At 73.2% G+C, this 25,127-nt stretch carries 9 protein-coding genes; all 9 read right to left on the bottom strand.

Annotation, left to right across the window (positions count from 1 at the left end; translation table 11 throughout):
- Positions 1-6 precede the first annotated feature (6 nt).
- Positions 7-16,344, bottom strand: coding sequence for a type I polyketide synthase (locus tag LNW71_RS07530; protein ID WP_285802062.1), 16,338 nt, complete (start codon positions 16,342-16,344; stop codon positions 7-9).
- A 118-nt stretch (positions 16,345-16,462) separates the two neighbouring features.
- Entirely contained in the window at positions 16,463-17,845 is a 1,383-nt protein-coding gene (locus LNW71_RS07545; RefSeq protein WP_250967518.1) for a methylaspartate mutase, read from the bottom strand.
- Positions 17,842-18,342, bottom strand: a complete 501-nt coding sequence (locus LNW71_RS07550) for a cobalamin-dependent protein (RefSeq protein ID WP_250967519.1) — start codon at positions 18,340-18,342, stop codon at positions 17,842-17,844. The genes LNW71_RS07545 and LNW71_RS07550 overlap by 4 nt, the downstream gene beginning before the upstream one ends.
- Positions 18,339-19,601, bottom strand: coding sequence for a type III PLP-dependent enzyme (locus LNW71_RS07555; protein ID WP_250967520.1), 1,263 nt, complete (start codon positions 19,599-19,601; stop codon positions 18,339-18,341). The genes LNW71_RS07550 and LNW71_RS07555 overlap by 4 nt, the downstream gene beginning before the upstream one ends.
- Positions 19,598-21,133, bottom strand: a complete 1,536-nt coding sequence (locus tag LNW71_RS07560; RefSeq protein WP_250967521.1) for an AMP-binding protein — start codon at positions 21,131-21,133, stop codon at positions 19,598-19,600. Before LNW71_RS07560 ends, LNW71_RS07555 begins: the two co-directional genes overlap by 4 nt.
- A 179-nt stretch (positions 21,134-21,312) precedes the next feature.
- Complete coding sequence (locus LNW71_RS07565; protein ID WP_250967522.1) at positions 21,313-21,519, bottom strand: ferredoxin; 207 nt, start codon at positions 21,517-21,519, stop codon at positions 21,313-21,315.
- 11 nt (positions 21,520-21,530) lie between these two features.
- Positions 21,531-22,760, bottom strand: coding sequence for a cytochrome P450 (locus tag LNW71_RS07570; RefSeq protein WP_250967523.1), 1,230 nt, complete (start codon positions 22,758-22,760; stop codon positions 21,531-21,533).
- 49 nt (positions 22,761-22,809) lie between these two features.
- Entirely contained in the window at positions 22,810-23,673 is an 864-nt protein-coding gene (locus LNW71_RS07575; RefSeq protein ID WP_250967524.1) for a sugar phosphate isomerase/epimerase, read from the bottom strand.
- Between the two features lie 116 nt (positions 23,674-23,789).
- Positions 23,790-24,656 (bottom strand): ACP S-malonyltransferase, encoded by an 867-nt coding sequence (locus LNW71_RS07580; protein WP_250971928.1) that lies wholly within the window; start codon positions 24,654-24,656, stop codon positions 23,790-23,792.
- Positions 24,657-25,127: the final 471 nt, after the last annotated feature.

Below are 25,127 nucleotides of genomic sequence, written 5' to 3' on the forward strand. Positions count from 1 at the left end.
ATGTCCTCAGCCCTCGCTCGGGTTCCGGGTCGGGTCGGCGGACGCGAGCGCGGCGCGCACCAGGTCGTCGACGTCCATGGTCCTGATCGCTTCGCCGGCCTGCGCGGTCTCGCCCTGTGGGGCACCGGTGCGGGATTCGGTGGCGGACGCGGGTGCCGCGGGCCGGTCGGCGAGTTCCAGCAGTGCGTCCAGCAGGCCGGACTCCCGGAGCGCGTCGACCGGGATGTCCGCGAGGGACTGCCGGATGGCGGCGTCGGTCCGCGCGGTTCCCGGGCCGTTCTGTGCGGCTGCGGTGCCGGCAGCCGCGTCCGGCGTGTTCTCCTCGATGCCTGCCGGGAGTTCCTCCAGGAGGAAGTCGGCCAGCACCATGGGGCTGGGGTAGTCGAACATGAGGGTGGCCGGGAGCCGGAGGCCGGTGGCCTTCTGGAGCCGGTTCCGGAGGTCGATCGCGGCGAGCGAGTCGAGGCCGAGCTCGGTGAAGCCCTTCGAGACATCGACAGTGGCCGGGACGCTGTGGCTGACCGCGGCGACCTGTTCCCGCACGACGTCCAGGACAGTGCGCTTGCGTTCGGCCGCCTTCATGCCGGACAGCCTTTGTTCCAGGGTGAGTTCGGTGGCGGCTGCGGCCACCGTGGTGACGGCGGGCGCCCGCACCTCCTTGCGTGCGGCGGGCCGTTCCGGCGCGCCGAGCACCTCCTTCAGCAGGTGCGAAGGTTCGGCCGTGGCGTGGCGATCGCGCTCCACCCGGATCGGTACGAGCACGGGCTGGTCGAGTTCGAGGGCCTCGTCGAGGAGGGCGAGGCCCTCGGCGGTCGGCAGGGCCGGCATGCCCATGGCGCGCATGCGCCGCAGGTCGGCGTGGGTGACTCCGCCCCCCAGGCCGGTCTTGGTCTCCCAGAGGCCGAACGCCAGTGACGTGGCGGGGAGTCCGGCGCTTCGGCGGTGGGCGGAGAGCGCGTCCAGGAAGCGGTTGGCGGCGGCGTAGTTGCCCTGGCCCACACCGACGACCAGTCCGGCGCAGGAGGAGAAGAGGATGAACGCCTTCAGGTCCAGGCCGCGTGTCGCCTCGTGCAGGTTCCATGCCGCGTCCACCTTGGGGCGCATCACCGTGTCGACCTGCGCGGGGGTGAGGGCGGCGAGCAGTGCGTTGTCCATGACCGCGGCCGCGTGGACCACCGCCGTGAGCGGGTGTGCGGCCGGTATCGCCGCGAGCAGCCCGTCGACAGCCGCGCGGTCGGACGTGTCGCAGGCCGCGAGGGTGACGCGTGCTCCGAGTCCGTTCAGCGCGTCGCGCAGTTCCGTGGCACCGGGCGCGTCCTGGCCACGTCGTCCCGCGAGCAGGAGATGACGTACGCCGTGCGTTTCCACCAGGTGGCGGGCGACGACGGCGCCGAGGCCGCTGGTTCCTCCGGTGATCAGTACGGTCCCCTCGGCGTCCCAGGGCAGGGGCGCGGTGGGTGCCGACGCTGCCACCCGGGCCAGCCGGGGCACCCGCACCTCGGCGCCGCGGAGGATCGCTTCGGGTTCGCCGGACGCGGCCACGGCGGGCAGCGACTCGCGGGCCGCGGCCGTGCCGTCGGAGTCGACGAGGACGAACCGGCCGGGGTATTCCTCCTGGGCGGAGCGCAGCAGCCCCCATACCGGTGCCTGCACGAGGTCCACGCCGGCGGGCTCGCTCTCCTTGAGCGGAAGGGCGTTGCGGGTGACCACCATGAGGCGGGAGTGGGCGTACCGCTCGTCCGCGAGCCAGGACTGCAGCGTGGTGAGGATCCCGCCGGTCACCGAGCGGACGGCCGCCGGGATGTCGTCGTGGTCCGTGGCGGTCGGCACGGGCAGGAGGACGACGTCGGGGACCGGAGCGCCGCCGGTCAGCGCGGCGCCCAGGGCGAGGAGGTCCGGGTAGGCGGCGCCGGGTCCGGCGGCGGAAGCGCCGTCGGGGGCGGTGCCGAGCACCGCCCAGCGGTCCGTGGCGGCGGAGACGGCCGCGCCGAGTGGCAGTTGCTGGGTGACCAGCTGGAACACGGTCTCGTGCTCGCCGCCTCCTGCGGCGGCCGCCGCGTTGACCTTGGCCGCGGTGACGGGGCGCACCACGAGGGAGTCGATGGTGGCGACCGGGGTGCCGCCGGGGTCGGTGAGTTCGAGGCGTACCGCGTCCGAGCCCTGTGACCGGTGGGATTCGACGGCGGTGATGCGCACCCGCAGCCGGGACGAACCGGCGGCGTGCAGGGTGACGCCGGACCACGCGAACGGCAGCTGGGTGCCGCCGACGTCCTGGGGCCGGCGGCCGTCCATGAAGTCGGTCGCGCTCAGTGCCGCGTCGAGGATGGAGGGGTGGAGACGGAAGTCCTTGCCGACGTCCAGGGAGTCCTCCGGCAGGGACACCTCCGCGAACGTCTCCCGGCCCCGCGACCAGATGCCGCGCAGGCCCCGGAACATGGGGCCGTAGCCGTAGCCCTGGCCGGTGAGGTAGTCGTACACACCGGAGATGTCGACCTCGGTCGCACCCGTGGGCGGCCAGTCGGCCGGGGCGGGGGCGAATGCGTCGGGCGGCGGCGCCTGTCCCGTTCCCGGGGCGAGTACGCCGCTGGCGTGCTTGCTCCAGGGTGCGCCGGCGGGGGCGTCGTCGGCGCGCGAGTAGACGGCGAGTGAGCAGCGCCCGCCCGCGTCGGGTGCGTCGACGACGACCTGGACGGCGAGTCCGCCGTGCGGCGGGAGCGGCATCAGCGCCTCGATGGTGAGCTCCTCCACCACCTCGCAGCCCACTTCCTCACCTGCCCGGATGGCCAGTTCGATGTAGCCGGTGCCGGGCAGCAGCACGGTCCCCAGGACGTCGTGGTCGGCGAGCCAGGGGTGGGTGCGGACGGAGAGGCGTCCGGTGAGCACCACGCCGCCGGCCTCCGGGGAGGCGACCACGGCGCTGAGCAGCGGGTGCGCGGCGGCGGTCTGGCCGAGTCCGGTGACATCGCCACCGACGGGGTCGGGGGCGTCGAGCCAGTACGTGGTGCGGTCGAAGGCGTACGTGGGCAGCTCCACCTTGCGGCCGCCGCGGCCGTCGAGGACTTCGGCCCAGCGGACGCCGGGGCCGCCGGCGACGTGCAGTCGGGCAAGGGCGGCGAGCAGGGTGGAGACCTCGGGCCGGCCCTTGCGCAGGACGGGCACGGTGAGGGGGTCGGGCGAGTGGTGCGGGGCGGCCTCGGTGAGTGCGGTGAGCACCGCGTCGGGACCGAGTTCCACGAAGCGGGTGACGCCCTTGCCCGAGAGGTGGGCGACGCCGTCGGCGAACCGTACGGCTTCGCGGACGTGGCGTACCCAGTACTCGGGCGAGGTCAGCTGCTCGGCGGTCGCTTCCGCGCCGGTCACGTGGGACATGACGCGCATCGAGGGAGCGGTGTACGAGAGCGTCTCCGCGACCTTTCGGAACGCGTCGAGCATGGGTTCCATGAGGGGTGAGTGGAAGGCGTGCGACACGTTCAGCCGCTTCGTGCGACGCCCCAATCCGGCGAAGTGCTCCGCCACGGCGAGCGTCGGCGCCTGCGCACCCGACAGCACCACGGCCGAGGGACCGTTGACCGCCGCGAGCCCCACCCCCTCACCCAGCAGCGGAAGCACCTCGTCCTCCGACGCGGCCACCGCCACCATCACTCCGCCCACCGGCAGTGCCTGCATCAACCGCCCGCGTGCGACGACCAGTTCGGCCGCGTCCGCCGGCGAGAGCACCCCCGCCACATGGGCCGCCGTGATCTCTCCGATCGAGTGACCCGCCAGGAAGTCCGCACGCACCCCCCAGGACGCCACCAGCCGGAACAACGCCGTCTCCACCGCGAACAGCGCGGCCTGGGCGAACATCGTCCCGTTGAGCAGTTCGGCGTCCTCGCCCCACATCACCTCACGCAGCGAACGTCCCAGCCGGGCGTCCAGCTCGGCGACCACCGCGTCGAACGCCTCGGCGAACACCGGGAACACCTCGTACAGCTCGCGGCCCATCCCGAGCCGCTGCGCACCCTGCCCCGTGAACAGGAACGCGGTCAGACCCTCCGGGGAGGTACCCGCCGACACGACGGCATCCGCACTCTCCCGGCCCGCCGCCAGATCGGTCAGCGCGCGCACCGCACCCGCACGGTCCGCGGACACCACCACGGCACGGTGGTCCAGCACCGCACGCGTCGTCGCCAGCGAATAGCCCACGTCCGCCAACGACTCACCCGGGTGGGACTCCACGTGAGCGAGCAGACGTCCCGCCTGCGCAGCCAGCGCATCGGTGGTCCTGGCAGACAGGGGCAGCGGCAGGACGGGCAGTGGTCCGGCGGGAGCGGCGGAGCCGTGCGGGCCGTGCGGCGCGGAGGTCGCGGTGTCGTCCTGGGGTGCTTCCTCGATGATGACGTGGGCGTTCGTGCCGCTGAGCCCGAAGGAGGAGACTCCCGCGCGCCGGGGCCGGTCGTGCGCCTCCCAGCTGACCGGTTCGGTCAGCAGTCGTACGCCGCCGGCCTCCCAGTCCACCTCGGGTGACGGCTCGTCGACGTGCAGGGTGCGGGGCAGCAGCCCGTTGCGCAGGGCCATCACCATCTTGATCACTCCGCTGACACCCGCGGCGGCCTGGGCGTGCCCGATGTTCGACTTGACCGAGCCGAGCCACAGCGGGCGGTCGGCGGGGCGGTCCTGGCCGTACGTGGCCAGCAGGGCCTGCGCCTCGATCGGGTCGCCCAGCCGGGTGCCGGTGCCGTGCCCCTCCACCGCGTCCACATCGGCCGGGACCAGGCCGGCGGCCGACAGTGCCTTTCGGATGACGCGCTGCTGGGAGGGGCCGTTGGGGGCGGTCAGTCCGTTGGAGGCGCCGTCCTGGTTGATGGCGCTGCCCCGGACCACCGCGAGGACGGGGTGTCCGTTGCGACGGGCGTCGGAGAGGCGCTCCACCAGCAGGAGGCCGACTCCCTCGGCCCAGCTCGTGCCGTCGGCGGCGCCCGCGAACGCCTTGGACCGCCCGTCGGCGGCGAGACCGCGCTGCCGGCTGAAGTCGATGAAGATCTCCGGGGTCGGCATGACGGTGACACCACCCGCCAGGGCCAGGTCGATCTCTCCGGTGCGCAGCGCCTGGCAGGCCATGTGGAGGCTGACGAGGGAGGAGGAGCAGGCGGTGTCCACCGTGACGGCGGGCCCTTCGAGGCCCAGCGCGTAGGCGACGCGGCCGGAGGCGATGCTGCCCGCGCTGCCGTTGCCGAGGTAGCCGGCCAGGTCGTCGGGGACGTCCGTGACCCGGCTGCCGTACTCGTGGTACATCACTCCGGCGTAGACACCGGTCTGGCTGCCGCGCAGCGTGTCCGGGTCGATTCCGGCGCGCTCGAACGTCTCCCACGCGGACTGCAGCAGCAGGCGTTGCTGCGGGTCCATCGCGAGGGCCTCCCGCGGCATGATGCCGAAGAACGCGGGGTCGAACTCGGCCGCGTCGTAGAGGAATCCGCCTTCGCGCACGTAGGTGCGGCCGGGGAGCCCCGGCTCCGGGTCGTAGAGGGCGTCGGCGTCCCAGCCCCGGTCGGCGGGGAAGTCGCCGATGGCGTCGACGCCGTCCGCGACGAGGTCCCACAGGTCCTCGGGCGACCGGACGCCTCCGGGGAAGCGGCAGCTGATGGCCACCACCGCGATCGGGTCGTCGTCGACGGCCGCGAGCGGGGTGGCGGTGGGAGCGGTGCGGGTCATGCCGGTGAGCAGGGTGTCGAGGTACCCGGCCACGGCACGGGAGTTGGGGTAGTCGAAGACCAGTGTCGCGGGCAGTCGGAGCCCGGTGGAGCCGACCAGCAGGTTGCGCAGTTCCACGGCGGCGAGGGAGTCGAATCCCTGGTCGCGGAAGGCCGAGTCGGGGCCGACGGCCTCGGAGGACGGCTGGCCGAGCACGGAGGCGACCTGGGTGCGGACCGTGTCCAGCAGGATGCGGGCCCGCTCGTCGGGGGTCGCGCCGGCCAGGCGGCGTTCCAGTGCGGAGCCGGTGGCGGCCGCGCTGACGGTGCGGCGCGCGGGAGCACGGACCCGGCCGCGCAGGAGTGCGGGCACGTCGTCGCTGCGGGCGGCGAGCGCTGCCGCGTCGATGGTGAGGGGGACGACGGCGGCTTCCTCGGCGACGAGGGCGGCGTCGAAGAGCTCCAGGCCCCGGTGGGCGGGGATAGCCGGCAGGCCGAGCCGCCGCATCCGGTCCAGGTCGGCTTCGGTGAGGTCGCCGCCGAGCCCGGTACTGACGTCCCACATGCCGAAGGCGATGGATGTCGCGGGCAGTCCGGCCGCCGCGCGGTGGGTGGCGAGAGCGTCCAGGAAGACGTTGGCCGCCGCGTAGTCGGCCTGTCCGGCCGCGAGGACGAGGCCGCCCGCCGAGGAGAACATGACGAACGCGGTGAGGTCGGTGTCCCTGGTCAGTTCGTGCAGGTTCCAGGCGCCCTCGGCCTTGGGGCGCAGGACGGCGTCGAACCGTTCGGGTGTGAGGCTGCCGACCAGTCCGCCGTCGGCGACGGCCGCCGCGTGCACGACGGCGCGCAGCGGGTGCCCGGCGTCGATCCCGGCGAGCAGGGAGGCCAGTCCGGCACGGTCGGCGACGTCGCACGCGGCTATCGCGACCTCGGCACCGAGACCCGTCAGTTCCGCGGCGAGGTCCTTCGCGCCGGGGGCGTCGATGCCGCGCCGGCCGGCCAGCAGGAGATGCCGTACGCCGTGCTCGGTGACGAGGTGACGTGCGGTGAGTGCCCCGAGGCCGCTGGTGCCTCCGGTGATCAGCACCGTGCCGGTGGTGTCCCAGGGGGCGGACGGTGCAGGCTCGGGCGCGGTGACCGGGCCCAGCCGTGGCACCCACAAGGCGCCGTCACGCAGCGCGGCCTCGGGTTCGCCGGCCGCGACGGCAGCGGACAGGGCTGCATCGCCCGCGTCGGATTCGCTGTCTGTGTCGATCAGTTGGAACCGGCCCGGGTTCTCGGCCTGCGCGGCACGCACCAGACCCCATACGGGTGCCTGGACCGGGTCCACGTCGTCGCCGGGCCGCACGGGCACGGCGCGCCGGGTGACCACGACGAGGGTACGGGCGGCCGCCTCGGGGTCGGCGAGCCGGTCGCGCACCTCGCCGAGGACGTGGTGGGCGAGGGCGCGCACGGCGGCCGGGACGTCCTGGCCCTCGGGTGACGCCGGGCAGTGCAGGACGGTGAAGGCGGGAGTGGCGTCGGCCGTCGCGGTGGCCGGCTCCGTCCGCTGCCAGACGATGCGGTGGAGGGAGGGGGACGGTGTGCCCGAGGCCGCCGCGATCTGCTCCGGCGAGACCGGGCGGGAGACGAGCGACTCCACCGTGGCCACCGGGGCGCCGCTCTCGTCGGCGACCATGATGGCGGACACCTCGTCGCCGCGGATCCGCTGGATGTGGACGCGCAGCGACGGGGTTCCGGCGGCGTGCAGGGTGACGCCGTTCCACGAGAAGGGCAGCAGGGTGGCCGCGTCGGCGGCCGGGTCCGTCAGCAGGTCGGCGTGCATGGCCGCGTCGAGGAGTGCGGGGTGCAGCCCGAAGGCGGCCGCCTCGTCGCGGGCGGGGCCGTCGAGGGCGACCTCGGCGAACACGTCGTCGCCGCGCCGCCAGGCCGCGCGCAGGCCCTGGAAGGCGGGGCCGTAGGCGTAGGCGCGCTCACGCAGCCGCTCGTAGGCGGACTCCGTGTCGACCGGGGTGGCGCCTGGCGGCGGCCACTGGGTCAGGTCGAAGGCGGGTGCGGGTGCTTCGCGGGTCAGGGTGCCGTGGGCGTGCCTGGTCCATGCGGCGTCGGGGTCCGTGGAGCCGCGCGAGTGGATGCTGACCGCGCAGGCGCCGGAGGGGTCCGGTGCGCCGACGACGACGCGCAGGGCGACACCTCCCCGGGCCGGCAGTGTCAGCGGCGCTTCGAGGAGCAGTTCCTCGATCCGGCCGCAGCCGACGTGGTCGCCCGCCCGGATCGCCAGCTCGACGAAGCCGGTGCCCGGCAGCAGCACGCTGCCCAGTACCCCGTGGTCCGCGAGCCAGGGCTGGGTACCGGTGGCGAGACGCCCGGTGAGGACCACCCCGCCGTCGTCCGGCGTCGCCACGGCGGCGCTCAGCAGGGGGTGGGTGACCGCTTCGAGACCGACCGCGTCCAGGTCGCCGGGGGCGGTGGCCAGGTCGAGCCAGTAGCGCTGGTGCTGGAAGGCGTAGGTGGGCAGGTCCGGGCCCTGTCCGATGCCGTGGAGGCCGAAGAGGGCGTCCCATGCGACGGTGACGCCGCGCGCGTGGGCACGGCCGACGGCGGCCAGGAGTTCGCGGGCCTCGGGCCGGTTCCGTCGCAGCGAGGGGACGAACGCCGCCCCGTCCGCGTCCTGGACACAGTCCTGGCCCATGCCGCTGAGCACGGCGTCGGGGCCTATCTCGATGTACGAGGTGACACCACGGTCCTCCAGGAACCTGACCACGTCCGAGAAGCGCACCGCTTCACGGACGTGCCGCACCCAGTACGACGCCGAACCCCAGTTCTCCGCCAGGTCCCCGGACACACCCGACACCACCGGGATCGACGGGGCGCCGAACGACAGCCCGGCCACCACCGCCCCGAACTCCGCCAGCATCGGCTCCATCAACGGCGAATGGAAGGCGTGCGACACCCGCAGCGTGCTCGTCCGACGGCCCTGCGCCTCGAACGTCGCAACCAGCTCGGCGACCGCCGCTTCCGTACCCGAGACGACGACGGACCGCGGACCGTTCACGGCGGCGACCGCGACCCCGTCGTTCAGCAGCGGAAGCACCTCGGCCTCCGAGGCCTCCACCGCCACCATCGACCCTCCGGCGGGCAGTGCCTGCATCAACCGGCCACGCGCCACGACCAGTTCGGCCGCGTCCGCCAGCGACAGCACCCCCGTCACATGGGCGGCCGCTATCTCACCCACGGAGTGCCCCGCCAGGAAGTCCGGACGCACGCCCCAGGACTCCACCAGCCGGAACAACGCCGTCTCCACCGCGAACAGCGCGGCCTGGGCGAACATCGTGCCGTTCAGCAGGCCGGCGTCCTCACCCCAGACCACGTCACGCAACGAACGCCCCAACCGGGCGTCCAGCTCCACCAGCACCGCGTCGAAAGCGTCCGCGAACACCGGATATGTCTCGTGCAGCTCCCGGCCCATCCCGAGCCGCTGCGCACCCTGCCCCGTGAACAGGAACGCGACCTTGCCCTCGCCGGCCGTGTCCCGCACCGGCCCGGCGCCGGAGGCCAACGCCTCCAGCGCGGCGGCGAGTTCCGTGCGGTCGGCGCCGAGCGCGACGGCGCGGTGGTCCAGAGCGGCGCGGGTCGTCGCCAGGGCGTGGCCCGTCGCGGCGAGTGCGTCGTCGGGGACGGTCGCGAGGTGACTGACCAGACGCGTCGCCTGGGCACTCAACGCGTCCGGGGTCTTCGCCGAGAGCGGCCAGGCGACCAGGCCGGACGTCGGCCCGGCGGGCTCGGGCGCGTCCTGGGGAGCGGCGGCGGGAGGCTCTTCGATGATCACGTGCGCGTTGGTGCCGCTGATACCGAACGACGACACCCCGGCACGACGCGGACGGCCGTGCGCGGGCCAGGCGGTGGGCCCGGTCAGCAGTGCGACGGCGCCGGAGTCCCAGTCCACCTGGGGTGACGGCTCGTCGGCGTGCAGGGTCGCGGGCAGGGTGCCGTGGCGCATCGCCTGCACCATCTTGATGATGCCCGCCACCCCGGCCGCCGCCTGGGTGTGGCCCATGTTGGACTTGATGGATCCGAGCAGCAGCGGGCTGTTGTCGGCCGGGCGCTCCTGCCCGTAGGTGTCCAGCAGCGCCTGGGCCTCGATCGGGTCGCCCAGGACGGTACCGGTGCCGTGGCCCTCGACGGCGTCGACGTCGGCGGGGGTGAGGCCGGCGACGCTGAGCGCGCGTCGGATGACGCGCTGCTGGGACGGGCCGTTGGGCGCCGTGAGCCCGTTGGAGGCGCCGTCGGAGTTGACGGCCGAGCCGCGGACGATGCCGAGTACGCGGTGGCCGTTGCGCTCGGCGTCGGAGAGCCGCTCCAGCAGGAGCATGCCGACGCCCTCGCCCCAGCCGGTGCCGTCGGCACCGCTGCCGAACGACTTGCACCGCCCGTCGGTGGCCAGGCCGCGCTGCCGGCTCATGTCGACGAACGTGTCGGGGGTGGACATGACGGTGACGCCGCCCGCCAGCGCGAGGGCGCAGTCGCCCCGGCGCAGCGCCTGGGCGGCCCAGTGCAGGGCGACCAGGGAGGACGAGCACGCGGTGTCGACGGTGACGGCGGGGCCTTCGATGCCGAGGGTGTACGCGACCCGCCCGGACACCACGCTGGCGAGGCTTCCGTTGCCGTGGTAGCCCGCCACGTGCTCGGGCAGCGGGCCGAGCCGCAGTCCCCAGTCGTGGTACATCACACCGGCGAACACACCGGTGTCGCTGCCGCGCAGGGTGTGCGGGTCGATGCCCGCGCGTTCGACGGTCTCCCAGGCGATCTCCAGCAGCAGCCGCTGCTGCGGATCCATGGCCTGGGCCTCGCGGGGGCTGATGCCGAAGAACTCGGCGTCGAAGTCGGCCGCCTGGTAGAGGAATCCGCCCTGGTCGGTGAGGCTCTTGCCCGGTGCGCCGGGCTCGGCGTCGTGGATGTCGGTGGCCCAGCCGCGGTCGGTGGGGAACGCCGAGACGACGTCGCGTCCCTCCTCGACGAGCTGCCACAGCTCCTCGGGCGACGTCACCCCGCCCGGGTAGCGGCAGGCCATGGAGACGATGGCGATGGGGTCGTCGTCGGTCGCGGCGGCGGCAGCCGGCGCGCGCCGCCCGGCTTGCTGTTCCGCGTCGCCGCCGAGCCGGGAGGCCAGGTGGTCGGCGAGGGCGCCGGGCGAGGGGTAGTCGAAGACGAGTGTGGCCGCCAGTGGCAGTCCGGTGGCCGATCCGAGCCGGTTGCGGAGTTCGACGGCCGCGAGGGAGTCGAACCCCATCTCGTTGAACGCCCGTGTGATGACGACGCGTTCGGGGCCCTCGTGGCCGAGGACGGCGGCCACCTGGGTACGGACCAGGTCCAGGAGGGCCTCGCCGCGCTCCGAGCGGGTCAGCCCGCTCAGGCTGCGCGCGAGGGACTGCTCGACGCTGACCCCGCCGCCGCCCACGGCACGGCGCGGGGGACGGACCAGGGCCCGCAGGAGGGCCGGGACGTCGCCGGCGCGGGCGTTGAGCGTGCGCAGGTTCAGCCGTACGGGCACGACGGCCGGGTGGGCCCCGGTGGTGATCGCACGGTCCAGGAGCGCGAGGTTCTCCGCGACGGACAGGGGCTGGAGGCCGAGGCGTTCGATGCGCCGCAGCGCCGCCTCGTCGAGGGTGCCGCCCATGCCGCCGGTGCCGGTCCACAGCCCCCAGGCGAGTGAGGTCGCGGGGAGACCGAGGGCGGCTCGGTGGGTGGCCAGGGCGTCGAGGAAGACGTTGGCTGCGGCGTAGTTGCCCTGTCCCGCGCCGTCCAGGAGGGTGGCGGTGGAGGAGAAGAGGACGAACGCCGACAGGTCGCTGTCCCGGGTGAGCTCGTGCAGGTTCCAGGCCCCGTCCGCCTTGGGCCGCAGGACGGTGTCCAGCCGGGCGTCGTCCAGGGAGTCGACGAGTGCGTCGTCGAGTACCCCCGCCGCGTGCACCACCGCGCTCAGCGGCAACCGCTCGGGTACGGCGGCCAGGACCTGGGCCAGCGCGTCGCGGTCGGCGGCGTCGCAGGCGGCGACCGTGACCTCTGCGCCGAGTGCGGTCAGCTCGGCGCGCAGCTCCTCGGCGCCGGGGGCGTCCGCGCCCCGGCGGCCGGTGAGCAGCAGGCCGCGTACGCCGTGTGCGGTGACCAGGTGCCGGGCGAGCGTGGCGCCGACGCCGCCGGTGCCGCCCGTGATCAGGACGGTGCCTTCGGTGCGCCAGGGGGTGGCTCCGGTGTCCGGTGCCTGCGTGGTGCGGGTCAGCCGGGGAGCGTGCAACTGGCCGTCGCGCAGCGCGATTTCGGGTTCGTCCGACTCGGCCACCAGGCGCAGCAGTTCATCGGCGGGCAGGGAGCCGTCGGTGTCCAAGAGGCGGAAGCGGCCCGGGTGTTCGGCCTGGGCGGAGCGCACCAGGCCCCAGACGGGTGCCTGGGCCAGTGCGGCCTGCTCCCCCGGGGCGGCGGCGACCGCGCCCTGGGTGAGGACGGTGAGCCGCGCGGTGGCGGACCGCTCGTCGGCGAGCCGGTCCTGTACGGCCGTGAGCGTGGCGCCGAGGACGGTGCGGACGTCGGCGGCGATGTCGGGGCCGGTCGGTGCGGCGCAGACGTGGACGGCGTCGTCCGGGTCCGACGGGGAGGCGGCGGGGGCCGGCAGCGGGGTCCACCGCACGTGGTGGAGTGCGTCGGGGTGGGCCGTGGCTGCCAGCCCGCCGGCCGCGAGGGGGCGGACGAGGAAGGAGTCGACGGAGGCCACCGGGGCGCCCGTGGCATCGGCCAGTTCGAGGGCGACCTCGTCGGTGCCGGTGGCGGTGACGCGTACCCGCAAGGTGGTCGCGCCTGCGGCGTGCAGGGTGACGCCGGTCCAGGCGAAGGGCAGCAGGACGCGGTCCTGCGGGCTGTCCGTGCCGGCCGCCGTGGCGAAGTCGGTGGCGTGCAGCACGGCATCGAGCAGCGCGGGGTGGAGTCCGTAGGCGGAGGCCGGATCGCCGGCCGTTTCGGGCAGCCGCACCTCGGCGAACACCTCACCCTCCGCGCCCTTCCAGACCGCCCGCAGGCCGTGGAAGGCGGGGCCGTATCCGTAGCCCTGCGTGGCGAGGTCGCCGTAGAGGCCGGTGATGTCGACGGGCTCGGCAAGGGGTGGCGGCCAGGCGCCCGCCGCGAAGTCCGTGGTCCGGGGCGCGGACAGGTCCCTGGGGGCCAGGAGGCCGGTGGCGTGGCGGATCCAGGGGGCGTCGGCGGGTGCGTCCTCGTCGCGTGAGTAGAAGGCGACGGCGCGCCGGCCGTTGGTGTCGGGGGCGTCGACGACGATCTGGAGGGCGACGCCGCCGGTGGTGGGCAGGGTCAGCGGGGCCGCCATGACCAGTTCGTCGAGGCGCTCGCAGCCGGTCTGTTCACCGGCCCGGACCGCGAGGTCGACGAACGCGGTGCCGGGCAGCAGGACATGGCCGGCGATCACGTGGTCGGCGAGCCAGGGGTGCGAGCGCAGCGAGACCCGTCCGGTGAGGACGGCGCCGCCGGTGTCGGCGAGGCCCACCACCGCGCCCAGCAGCGGGTGGTCGGCGGCCATCTGGCCGAGCGCCGTGGCGTCCTGGGCGGCGGCGGGGGCGCTGAGCCAGAACCGCTCGCGCTGGAAGGCGTAGGTGGGCAGTTCGACGCGGTGCGCTCCGGCGCCGGCGAAGAAGGCGTGCCAGTCGACGGGGGTGCCTCGCGTGTGGGCGACGGCCAGGGCGCTGAGCAGCTGGTACGGCTCGTCGTGCCCGCGCCGCAGGACCGGGCTGAACACCGCCGCCGGGCCGGAGCTCTCGCGCCCCATGGCGCAGAGCACCGCGTCGGGTCCGAGTTCCAGGAAGGTGGCGACGCCACGGTCCGTGAGGGAGGTGACGGCGTCGTGGAAGCGTACGGGCTCGCAGATGTGCCGCACCCAGTACTCGGGGTCGGTGAGTTCCTCGGCGGTCGCGAGCTCCCCGGTGAGGGCCGAGACGACGGGGAGCTCGGGCGCGGCGTAGCTGAGGATCCGGGCGATCTGCCGGAAGTCGTCGAGCATGGGTGCCATCAGCGGCGAGTGGAACGCGTGGCTGACCCGGAGCCGCTTGGTCCGGTGGCCGTCGGCCTCCAGCCGGGCGGCGAGGGCGGTGACCGTCTCCTCGTCCCCGGACAGCACGACGGAGCGGGGGCCGTTGACGGCGGCGATGCTCACCGTGTCCCGGCAGTGCGCGAGGAGCGGCTGCACCGTCTCCTCGGCCGCCTCCACGGCGATCATGGCGCCGCCTTCGGGCAGTGCCTGCATCAGGCGGCCGCGCGCGGCGACGAGGGTGGCGGCGTCGTCGAGTGAGAGCACACCGGCGACGTGGGCGGCGGTCAGCTCGCCGATGGAGTGCCCGGCCACGTAGTCCGGACGCACGCCCCAGGACTCCAGGAGCCGGAACAGGGCGACCTCGACGGCGAAGAGGGCCGGCTGCGCGTACCCGGTGCCGTCCAGCAGGGCCGCCTCGGGGCTGCCCTCGTCGGCGAACAGGACGTCCCACAGGGAGCGGTCGAGCTGGAGGTCCAGGTAGCCGATGGCGTTGTCGAGGGCCTTGGCGTAGACCGGGTAGGCCTCGTACAGCCGCCGTCCCATGGCGAGGCGCTGGCTGCCCTGGCCGGTGAAGAGGAAGGCGGTGCCGCCGCCGGTGACCGAGGTGAACACGCCGGGGGCGTCGCGGCCGTCCGCCACGGCCCGCAGCCCGTCGAGGAGGCCCGCGCGGTCGCCGGCGAGCACGACGGCCCGGTGGGACAGCGCGGAGCGGGTGGTCGCCAATGAGTGGGCGAGGTCGAGGGGGCGGGCGTCGGGGGTGTTCTCGACGTGTGCCAGCAGGCGTCGCGCCTGGTCGCGCAGGGCGGCCTCGCTCCTGGCGGAGAGCGTCGCCGGCAGTGGCCGTCCGTCTTCGGCCGGGGCGCCGTCGCCCTCGGCCGCGGCGCTGCCGGCGGTCTCGGCCGGCGGCTCCTCGACGACGATGTGGGCGTTGGTGCCACTGACACCGAAGGAGGACACGGCGGCCCTGCGGGGGCGCTCGCCCGGGGCCCACGGCACGGCTTCGGTGAGCAGGCGGGCCTCCCCCGCCGACCAGTCGACGTTGGGCGACGGGGCGTCCACGTGCAGCGTCGCGGGCAGCACGCCGTGCCGCATCGCCATGATCATCTTGATGACGCCGGCCGAGCCGGCGGCCGCCTGGGTGTGCCCGATGTTGGACTTCACCGACCCGAGCCAGACCGGGCCCTCGGTGCGCTCCTGCCCGTAGGTGGCGATCAGCGCCTGGGCCTCGATGGGGTCGCCGAGCGTGGTGCCGGTGCCGTGTGCCTCGACGGCGTCGACCTCGCCGGCGGTGAGTCCGGCGTCCGCGAGTGCCTGTCGGATGACCTGGCGCTGGGCCCGGCCGCTCGGCGCGGTCAGGCCGTTCGAGGCGCCGTCCTGGTTGATGGCCGTACCGCGCACGACGGCAAGGACCGGGTGGTTGTTGGCCCGTGCGTCGGAGAGGCGCTCCAGGACGAATATCCCGGCGCCCTCGGCGAACGCGGTGCCGTCGGCGGCGGCGGCGAACGCCTTCACCGTGCCGTCGGCCGCGAGTCCGCGTTGCCGGCTGAACGCGGTGAACACGCCGGGGCTGCCCATCACGGCGACCCCGCCCGCCAGCGCCAGGGTGCACTCGCCGCGCCGGAGTGACTGCACGGCGAGGTGGAGGCCGACCAGTGAGCCCGAGCATGCGGTGTCCACCGTCAGCGCGGGGCCTTCCAGGCCGAGCGTGTAGGCGACCCGGCCGGAGACCACGCTGGGAGCGTTGCCGCTGAGCAGGTATCCGTCCAGGCCGTCCGGCGCCTCGTGCAGGCGCATCGCGTACTCCTGCGGCTCGGCGGCGACGAAGACGCCGGTCCGGCTGGAGCGCAGCGTCCGCGCGTCGATCCCGGCCCGCTCCACCGCCTCCCACACCGTCTCCAGCACGAGGCGCTGCTGCGGGTCCATCGCGAGGGCTTCACGGGGGCTGATGGAGAAGAAGTCCGCGTCGAACTCGGCCGCACCGGAGAGGAATCCGCCGTGCCGGGCGTAGGTGGTGCCAGGGGTGGTGGGGTCGTCGTCGAAGAGCCGGTCGAGGTCCCAGCCACGGTCGGTGGGGAACTCGTCGCGGATGTGGGTGCCGTCGGCGACCAGTTGCCACAGGTCCTCGGGGGACGACACGTCGCCGGGGTAGCGGCAGCCGATGCCGACGACGGCGATCGGGTCGTCGGTGGCGATGCCCGGTGCGACGACGGGGTCGGGCAGGTCGGGCAGGCCGAGGGCCCCGGTGCGCAGATGGGCGGCGAGGGCGGCCGGTGAGGGGTGGTCGAAGGCGACGGTAGGGGGCAGCGGGAGGCCGGTGGCCGCGGTCAGCCGGGCGTGCAGGGCCACCAGCGCCACGGAGTCGAGCCCCAGCTCCCGGAAGGCCCGTGCCGGGTCCACGGTCTGCCCGGCGTCCGGCCGGGTCTGGCGCAGTACGGCAGCGGTGCTCTCCCGGACCAGGTCCAGCAGCACCCGGTTCTGCTCCGAGGTGGGGAGGGATTCCAGCTCACGCACGAGCGCGGTCTGCCGCACCGTGTCCCCGTCCGGCACACCGTCCGTGCCAGAGACGAGGTTTTCCGACTCAGTCATCTGCACTCCACACAATTGTCGCCCGTGACCGGACGGAAACCACCAGGGAACCGCACCACTGCGGGTCACGCTATGAAGGCGAAAGGGCGGCACACAGCCCCTAGAGCCCCCCTAAGACCTAAAACCTTTTCCGCGATTCGCCGCCGGGCAGGGACCGGAGTCCGGCCGGCGCGATATCCGCACCGTCGCGGTGCCGGGCGTCGCCGGATTCCATCGCCGCGCGGTCGAACGCCCTTTGTACGTAGGAGAGATCGGTGATCAGTCCCGCCGAGGTGACCTCCCGGGCCCGGCCCCGGCCGACGAGCCCGGCCAGCGGCAGCCGCCCCGTCCCGGCCCACCGCAGCCGCCCGTCGCCGTCGATGTAGCTGCGGGCCCGGCCGTGGTTGTCCGGGTGCAGGCAGTAGGGGATGTCCAGAGCGCCCTGCCTGAAGGCGAGGGTGAGGGCGTGCCCGATGTCCGGGGAGAGTGCGAGTACGCCCTCGACCAGGGCTCTGGCCTCGGCGTACGTCTGGGAGTCGGCCTCCGTGGGGGCCTGGCCGCCCGTCGGGGCCGTCCTGGCCGTCCGGGCCGCGGACTCCAGCGCGGCGATGTTCTCCGCCACGGTCGGTATCCGGCGGGACTCCGCCACGGTCTTCACGATGAGCCGCTCCGAGCCGGAGTCGACGGCGAGGCGCGTCGCCTGGTCGAGCAGCAGATAGGCGCCGTCGTCCGTGGTCGGGTACACGCCCATGTAGGCGTAGATGACCACGTGCCAGTTGGACGTCGGAAGCAGTTCGGCACAGAGCCGCCTCAGCGCCGCGACCGCTTCCCGGTCCTGTTCCGGGTGGGTCTGCTGGGCATAACTGAGCGACACACTGCGTATTCCGTGCTGGCAGAAGAAAAGGGCTTCGAGCACACTGATCGCCACCAGCTGGCTCGGTGGGCACAATTGCCCGAGCATGCAGCCGCCGAAAGTCTCCAGATGCGGTTCCACACCCGATTCCCGCAGCTGTGCGAAATCCTCGGTGCAGCGGACCCAGTTCCGTACGGACTCGTCCAGCGGAGTGCGTCCGTACGGAAGGCAGTAGGAGACGGGGCCGCCCTCGGTGGCGTTGATCAGGGTCCTGCGCAGCGCGGCGAAGATGTCCCCGGGGACGGCCGATCCGTGCCGGACCTGGACCGGGAAGGTCTCGTCCCTGATGCCGGCGAGGACCTGCCCGGTCACGGCCGGGTCGTAGCTGACGATGGGGTAACCGTTGAGATCGGCCCCGGCGCGCAACGCCGCGTCGACGGAGTCGAGTTCGCCGACCCTCGTGTAGCTGTCGAGGGTGAGGGTGCCGACGGTCGCGGCGTCGGCGGCGCGGGTGGCGGCCAGTCCCGCGCGCATGGTGGCGGGGTCGCTGAACCCCATACGGGGCTGCACCACCAGGTCTCCGGCACGGCTCCTCGCCCGGACGAAGGCGCCGAAGTCCACCGGGCGCGCCTCGGCCCTCCGGCGGGGCGGGCGCGCGCCCGGTCTCACGCCACGACCTCGGTGCGCTCCAGGGCGCGGGTGACGCGGGGCAGTGTGCCGACGAACCGGCTGAACTCCCCGGTGGCGGTGGAGGCGTCGTCGAAGACGGCGTCGAACCCGGCGGAGATCAGCTCACCGATCGCCGCGTCGCTCTGCTGCCCGGCCACACCGAGCTTGCCCCCGATGACCACCGGCACCGAGGCCAGCTCACCGCACGCGCGCAGCGCGTCGATGACGCGCAGGCCGTCCTGGTGTCCGTGCCCGTTGACACTGCTGATCACCACCAGGTCGGGGACGTTCTCCCGGCAGGCGTCGACGAGGACCTGGTCCGGGACGCACGGCCCCAGGTTCATCACCTCGTACCCCAGCTCCTCGACGAGCAGTTGCAGGAAGACGAGGTTCCAGGTGTGCGAGTCGGAGGCCACGGTCGTGACGACGACCGTGCCGCGCCGGGCGCCCGCCGGACTCGCGGTGCCCGGGGCGACGTGTGTGAGGCCGGCGCTCATTCGGTCTCCTCCGCAGCGGTGTCCGCGGCCGGTCCTTCCACGGCCGCGTAGGTGCGGCTGTGTTCGATCCGGGAGACGGACAGCACGGTGTCACCCCGTACGACCACCTCGGTGGGGGCCGGGCGGCCCAGGAACATCAGCAGGCTGGCGGTCGGCCCGTACGCACCGGCGTTGGGAATCGTCACCAGGTCCCCGGGGGCCAGGGCGGGCAGCTCGATCTCGCGGCCGAGGATGTCCCCGGGCGTGCACAGCGGGCCGACCAGGCTGGCCGACTCGACGCATTCCCCCGATTCGGTCCCGACGGCGACGGGCATCAGGCGGCCCAGGCCGGACATTCCGCCGAAGGTGTTGATGCCGGCGTCCAGAACGACGAACTTGCGGCCGCGGCTGACCTTGACGTTGCTGACGGAGGCGACCAGTGTGCCGCTCGCCCCGACGAGGTAGCGGCCCGACTCGCAGGCGATCTCGGGACCCTCGGTCCGCCACTTCGGGAAGTGGGTGTCCAGCGCGGCCGCGAGCTCGCCGCGCAGCTTGGGGTACGTGCCCCGGCTGCCGGGCACGGCGTAGGGCACGGTGAAGCCGCCGCCGATGTCGAGGAAGCGCAGGGGGAGGTCCAGTTCGCTCTGGAGGCGGGCAGCCAGCTCGATGGTGTGCTGGAACTCGCCGACGAGGCTGGCCTCGTCCCTGGCATTGCTCAGCGGGAAGAAGTGCATGCCGGTGATGCGGACCCCCGCGATCGTGCGCAGCTCGGGGACGACGTCGGCGAGGGTCTCGCTGTCGAACCCGAACTGCGAGGGGGTGCCGGTCATCCGGATGCTGCTGGTGGCGCTGGCCGTCGCGCTGTTGACGCGCAGCAGGCAGTCGGCGCGCACCCCGTTCGCCAGCGCGGCGTCGGCCACGTGGCGGACGTCGGTGACCGAGTCGGTGGAGAAGCAGCGGACGCCCAGCCGGATCGCCTCGTCCAGCTCGCCCGGGGTCTTGCCGGGGCCGGTGTAGAGGCAGTCCTCGCCGCTGAAACCGGCGGCGAGGGCGGACTCCAGCTCGCCGGTGGAACTGATCTCGGGCCGGCAGTGGCGGCCCTCCCCCTCGCGCAGGGCCCGGACCAGATCCGGGTGGGGGTTGGCCTTGAGGGCGTAGAAGAGGGTGAACTCCTCGGGCAGCGATTCGAACAGCTGCCGCCGGGCCGCATCGGTCTCGTCGAGGTCGTACACGTACAGCGGTGTGCCGAAGCGTTCGGCCAGTGCCTGGTAGCGGCTCATCGCCCTTCCCCGTCGATCATCTCGGTCAGTACCTGCCGGGCGTTCTTCCCGTGCAGGCTCAGCGGCAGTTCGTCCAGGACGCGGCACAGTGCGGGCACCTTCGCCCGCTCCAGGCGCTCGGCCAGTTCCTTCAGGACGGTGTGCGGGGGCAGGTCGGTCTCGGCGAAGATGACCAGGTCGCGGGTGTCGGTGGGCGGCAGCGCGGTGGCGGTGCGCACACCGGGGATGTCCATGGCGGCGGCCTCGATCTCGACCGTGCTCATCCGGATGCCCTTGCGCTTGAACATGTCGTCGCGGCGGCCCTCGAAGTAGAGGTAGCCGTCCTCGTCGAGCCGGCCGTAGTCGCCGGTGTGCAGCCGCAGCGCCCCGGTCTCGGGGTCGGGGCGGAAGGTGCGGGCCGAGAGTTCGGGGCGGCGCCAGTAGCCGGGCATGACGTGCGGGCCCACGGCGACGATCTCACCGGTCTCACCGGCCGGCAGGGACCTGCCCTCGGCGTCGAGGATGAGGACGGTGGTGCCGGGCAGGGGCAGGCCGACCGACTGCGGCCGCTCGTACTCCTGGTCCGGCGGCATGATGGTGACGCGCTTGCATTCGGTCTGCCCGAACTGGCGCACCACCCGCACACCGGGGAAGGCCTCCCGCAGGGCGGTGACCGCGTGGTCGGGCAGCGCGGCGCCCGTGTTGGTGAACATGCGCACCGGGGCCGGGGCCTCGTCGTCCCGCCGGGCCCGGGTACCGATCATCGCGGCCAGCGACGGCACGATGGGCACCACGGTGGCGCCGGTCTCGCGCATCCGCCGCAGCAGTACGAGGTCGGACTCACCGCCGTCCAGGACCAGTTGGGATCGTCCCAGGCAGGCGAGCAGCACCTTGTACAGGCCGTAGTCCCAGGAGATCGGGAAGCGGCAGAAGACGACGTCGTCCGGGCGGTAGCCCAGCACGGCCTGGATGGCGCGGGAGGCGAAGGTGACCTGCGCGTGCGGGCACACGACCGCCTTGGGTGCCGCGGTACTTCCGGAGGTGTAGACGAGGAACGCGGTTTCCCCGGTGCCGATGTCGAGGGCCGGGGGCGCCGGGCGTCCGGCGGCCTCTTCGACGCGGGGCCAGATCGCCGCGAGGTCGTGCGCGGTGAGGCCGGCGGCCCGGCCGAGCACCTCGGTGGTGGGGCCGTCGCCGATGATCAGGGAGGGTTCGGCGTCTGCGATGACGGAGCGGAGGTGGTACTCCTTCATCGCCGGGTTGAGCGGCACCAGGATCACACCGAGGCGCGAGGCCCCGTAGACCATGGCCACCAGCTCGCGCCGGCTGGGAAGCTGGACGAGCAGCCGGTCACCGCGGGCCGCGCCCTGCTCGTCGAGCCAGGCCGCGAAGCCGTGGCTGAGTTCTGACATCCGCCGGTACGTCACCTCGCCGGCGGAGTCGCGCAGGCACTGCCCGTCCGGGGTGTCCGCGGTCGCCTCGTCGAGCAGGGAATGGACCGTCCCGCCGTTCCCGAGCGCCGTCGGCGCGTAAGTGGTGTTCGGATTCTCCACGGTTCCAACGTCGCTTTCGGGTGTGGGTGGCGAGCCGGCCGGCGTCGTGCCGCGACGCGGGGGCGGGCTCTTGGGGAGTGGGGAGGTCCGGCGCGGCCGGGGCACGAAACCTGAGGGGGTGGGTTCCGTGCCCCGGCCTCCGGGGGGCATTGCCCCGGTCCGGGACGTGTGCGCTGCCTTCAGGACACGTCCTGGCCGGCGACGCTCAGCGCCCCGACCGGGCAGACGTTGACGGACTCCAGGACTTCGTCGCGGAGCTTCTCGTCCGGCGTCTCGATCAGCAGCACGACCTTGCCGTCCTCGTCGTTCTGGTCGAAGACGGCGGGCGAGGTGATCACACAGGAACCGGCCGCGACACAACGTTCTTTGTCGACGATCACACGCATGGGAAACTCCTTTACCAGGTCACCGGAAGCTCGTGGACGCCGTCGATGAGGGCGTTGGCCTTGAAGGGCAGTTCGTCCAGGGGCGCGTCGAGACGCAGCCCCGGGATGCGCCGCAGCAGGGTCGTGAAGACGACCTCCAGCTGCATGCGGACGAGCATCTGGCCTGCGCACTGGTGGCGTCCGAAGCCGAACGCGACGTTGTGGCGCGCCTCGCGACGGGTCAGGTCCAGGGTGTTGGGGTCCTTGAAGACCGCCGGGTCGTGGTTGGAGGCGGAGAGCGAGCAGATGACGCCCTCGCCCTTGCGGATCAGCTGGCCGCCGATCTCGGCGTCCGCCAGTGCGACCCGGACGGTGCCGTGGTCGGAGATGCTGGAGTAACGCGACAGCTCGTCGACGGCCTGGCCCGAGAGTTCGGGGTGGGCGCGGAGCCAGTCGGCCTGTTCGGGGTGCTGGAGGAGGACGAGGGTGCCGATGGTGATGCCGTTGACGGTGCTCTCGTGGCCGGCGGCGATCATGGCCCGTACCAGGGCGATGATGTCGGACGGCTCCAGCTCGTTCTTCTCTCCGTTGCGCTGGAGGAGGCTGCTGATCAGGTCGTCGCCGGGGTTCTTCTGCCGCTCGGCGACGAGCTGGTAGAGCAGCATCTCGACCTCGGCGTTGGCCGAGGCGTGCTCCTCGGCGCTGCCCTGGGTAACGAGGAGGGTGACCCAGCGGTGGAACAGGTCGCGGGACTCGTGCGGAACGCCGGTCATCTCGCACATGCCGATGGACGGCACGGGCATCGACAGCATGGTGACCAGGTCCACCGGGCCGCCCTGGGCGAGCATCGCGTCGATGCAGTCGTCGACGATCTCCTGGGTGCGCGGCCGCAGCGCCTCGACGCGCTTCACGCTGAGCTCCGGCATCAGCATCATGCGGTGCGCGGTGTGCTCCGGCGGGTCCATGTGCAGGAGGGCGGGCTTGACCTTGCCGAGCAGTTCCATGGGGAAGTGGAACTGGAGCGGGTAGCCGGGGTCGGCCATGTTGGCGCTGAACCGGGGGTCGACCAGCATCTGCCGGACGTCCTCGTACCGGGTGAGGAGCCAGGCCTCACGGCCGTTGAACTTGAGCTTGACCCGGGAGACCGGCTCGGTCTCGCGCAGCACCGCGTACTCCGGTGCGGGGTCGAGGGGGCAGCCGGTGCGCTCCAGTGGGAAGGGGCGGGGCTGGGCGTGCGGGCATGTGTCGACGAGATCGGACATGGTTCCTTCTCCAGAGGTCTCTGCGCTCGGGGGGTGCGGGGCGGCGCTCTCAGCCACGGGCCTTCTCGAGGGAGGCGCGCACGGCTGCGGCGGTGCGGGCGATGTTCTCGCTGAGCGGCAGGGCGCGCAGGTCGGCGGAGAGGACCTCCACCGACGGGGTCAGGTCGACGCCCTTGGCGTCCAGTGTGTGCAGCAGCCCGGTGATGTCGCAGTCGCCTTCGCCGGGGAGCAGACGGCCGCTGAGGACTTCGTTCATGACGTCGGGCGACGGGGTGCTCGGGGCGTCCGCGAACTCCACGGCCGCGATCTGCGCGCCCGTGAGCTGGTCGAGCGAGCCGACGCCCGTCGGGTCGCGGAAGAGGTGCCACATGTCGATGAGCAGCCCGGCGTTGGGGCGGTCGGCGGCGACGATGATGTCGGAGGCGACCTGGTAGGTGAAGCCGGGCATCACGGCCATGGCTTCGAGGGAGATGTCCAGCCCGCGCGCGGCGGCACGGTCGCACATCGCGCCGAAGCGCTCGGCCAGCACCTCGGTGGGGGGCATCTCCACACCCGGCGGGTAGACGGCACAGGACTTGACGGAGGGAATGCCGGCCAGCTCGGCCAGTTCGAAGAGGCGTGTCTCCGATTCCAGGGCGGGGCCGCTCTCCTCCGGTCCGGCGTTCCAGCCGAAGTGGACCTCCAGCTCGTGCAGCCGGATCCCGTACTCGGAGAGCAGGCCGCGCAGCTTGTCCGCCGAGTGGTCGGCGAGGAACGTCTCCAGCTCCTCGACGCTCATGCCCATCGAGACGCAGTTGTTCTCGGCCAGCGCCGCGAGCCGCTCCTCCAGCGTGTACCGCACCGGCTCCTGCCAGACCGACCCGGTCAGCTGCAGATAGGCGAATCCCAGGTCGGTCCTGGTCAGAAGGGTCATGGTGTACCTCTCGCTCGGAAGTCCGCGGCCGGTCCTGGTGCCCGGTGGCAGGGACACGGCGCCGGCCTGGGCGCGTCCCACCGGAGGTGCGTTGGGTCGGGGCGATCGGGCCGCGCTCAGGCGGCGAGGCTCCGGCGGACGGGCTGGAGCGCCGTCCGCGGGTCCACGGCGACGACGTCGAAGTTCCTGGTGGTGACGGGGACCCGGCCGAAGAGGCTGTCCGGACCGGCGACGTAGAGCCTGCCGACGCCGTGACTGCGCAGGGCTTCGACGACGACGGGCCAGCGGACCGGGCGGACGAAGCCGTCCAGCAGCATCGTGCGGACCTGGTCGCCGGTGGTCAGCAGGGAGCCGTCCTGGTCGGCGATCACCGGGATCCGGGGGTCGTGGAAGGTCAGCGGGGCGAACAGTTCCTGCTCGGCCCGCTCACGCAGCGGGGCGAAGACGCTCGCGTGCATGGGAGGGCGCATCGTGTACAGCGGCAGGCCCCCGACCGAACGCAGCCGCTTGCCGAGCCAGTCCAGCACGGTCGCGCGCAGCGACACCATGTGGAAGTCCTCGTCGACCTGGCAGGAGATCTCGTACCACTCGCCGCGCTCGTCGAGTTCGGCGAGCACCCGGTCCAGTTCGGGGCGCGGTACGCGGGTGAAGGAGTGGGTGACGACGTCGTGGTGGTTCTCGGCGAACCAGGACTCCAGGAGCCTGGCCCAGCCGGCGGTCAGGCGGACCGCGTCGGCGAAGTCCAGGACGCCGGTGTGGGCGGCCGCGGTCTTCCCGCCGAAGCTGGGCCCCACGCAGAGCCCGGGTTCCGGGTCGAACCGGTCCTGCGCCCACGCGGCGAGCGCCAGGCAGTTGACGAGGAACGCGACCTGCGCGTACTCGCTGTAGTCCCCGTCGGCCTCGCGGTAGCGGTCGACGAGGGAGTAGCCGAGCGCATCGTCGGCCTCGGCGACCAGCCGCCGGGCAACCGGGTTGACCAGCATGAACTTGGCCGAGTCCTGGAAGCGCGTGGGGCTCATGCCGGGGAAGACCAGCGCACCGCCGGCGCGGAAGTCGTCTCTCATGGTGTTCCTGCCCTTCAGCACGTCGTCCCGGCGTGATCGAGCCCGTCGGGCGCTTCGTTTCCGAACCGGTCGGGACCCAGGCTGAGGTCTGCCCGCCGCCGCCAAAACCCCTAAGGTTGCGGGTCCCAATTCCGTTGACGCCGCTGGGTCGTGGAGGGATGGCGCCCTGAGCTCCGGTCGGCGTAAAGGGACTTCGCTTCCACCTGTCGCTCCCCCGTAGAGCCCCTAAGGGTCATGCGCCCCGGGTGGCCGGGCGGGTCGGCGGGAACGGGCGGCCGACGAAGTGTCTAGGGGGGTGCCGGGCAACTTAGGGGAGGGCACGGGGGTCGCGCCGGGTCTTCAATGAGTGACTGTTATCCGGATTCCGGCGCCGACGGTGGAAGCCGCCGC

This window comes from Streptomyces sp. RKAG290, from assembly GCF_023701695.1.
Lineage (GTDB): Bacteria > Actinomycetota > Actinomycetes > Streptomycetales > Streptomycetaceae > Streptomyces.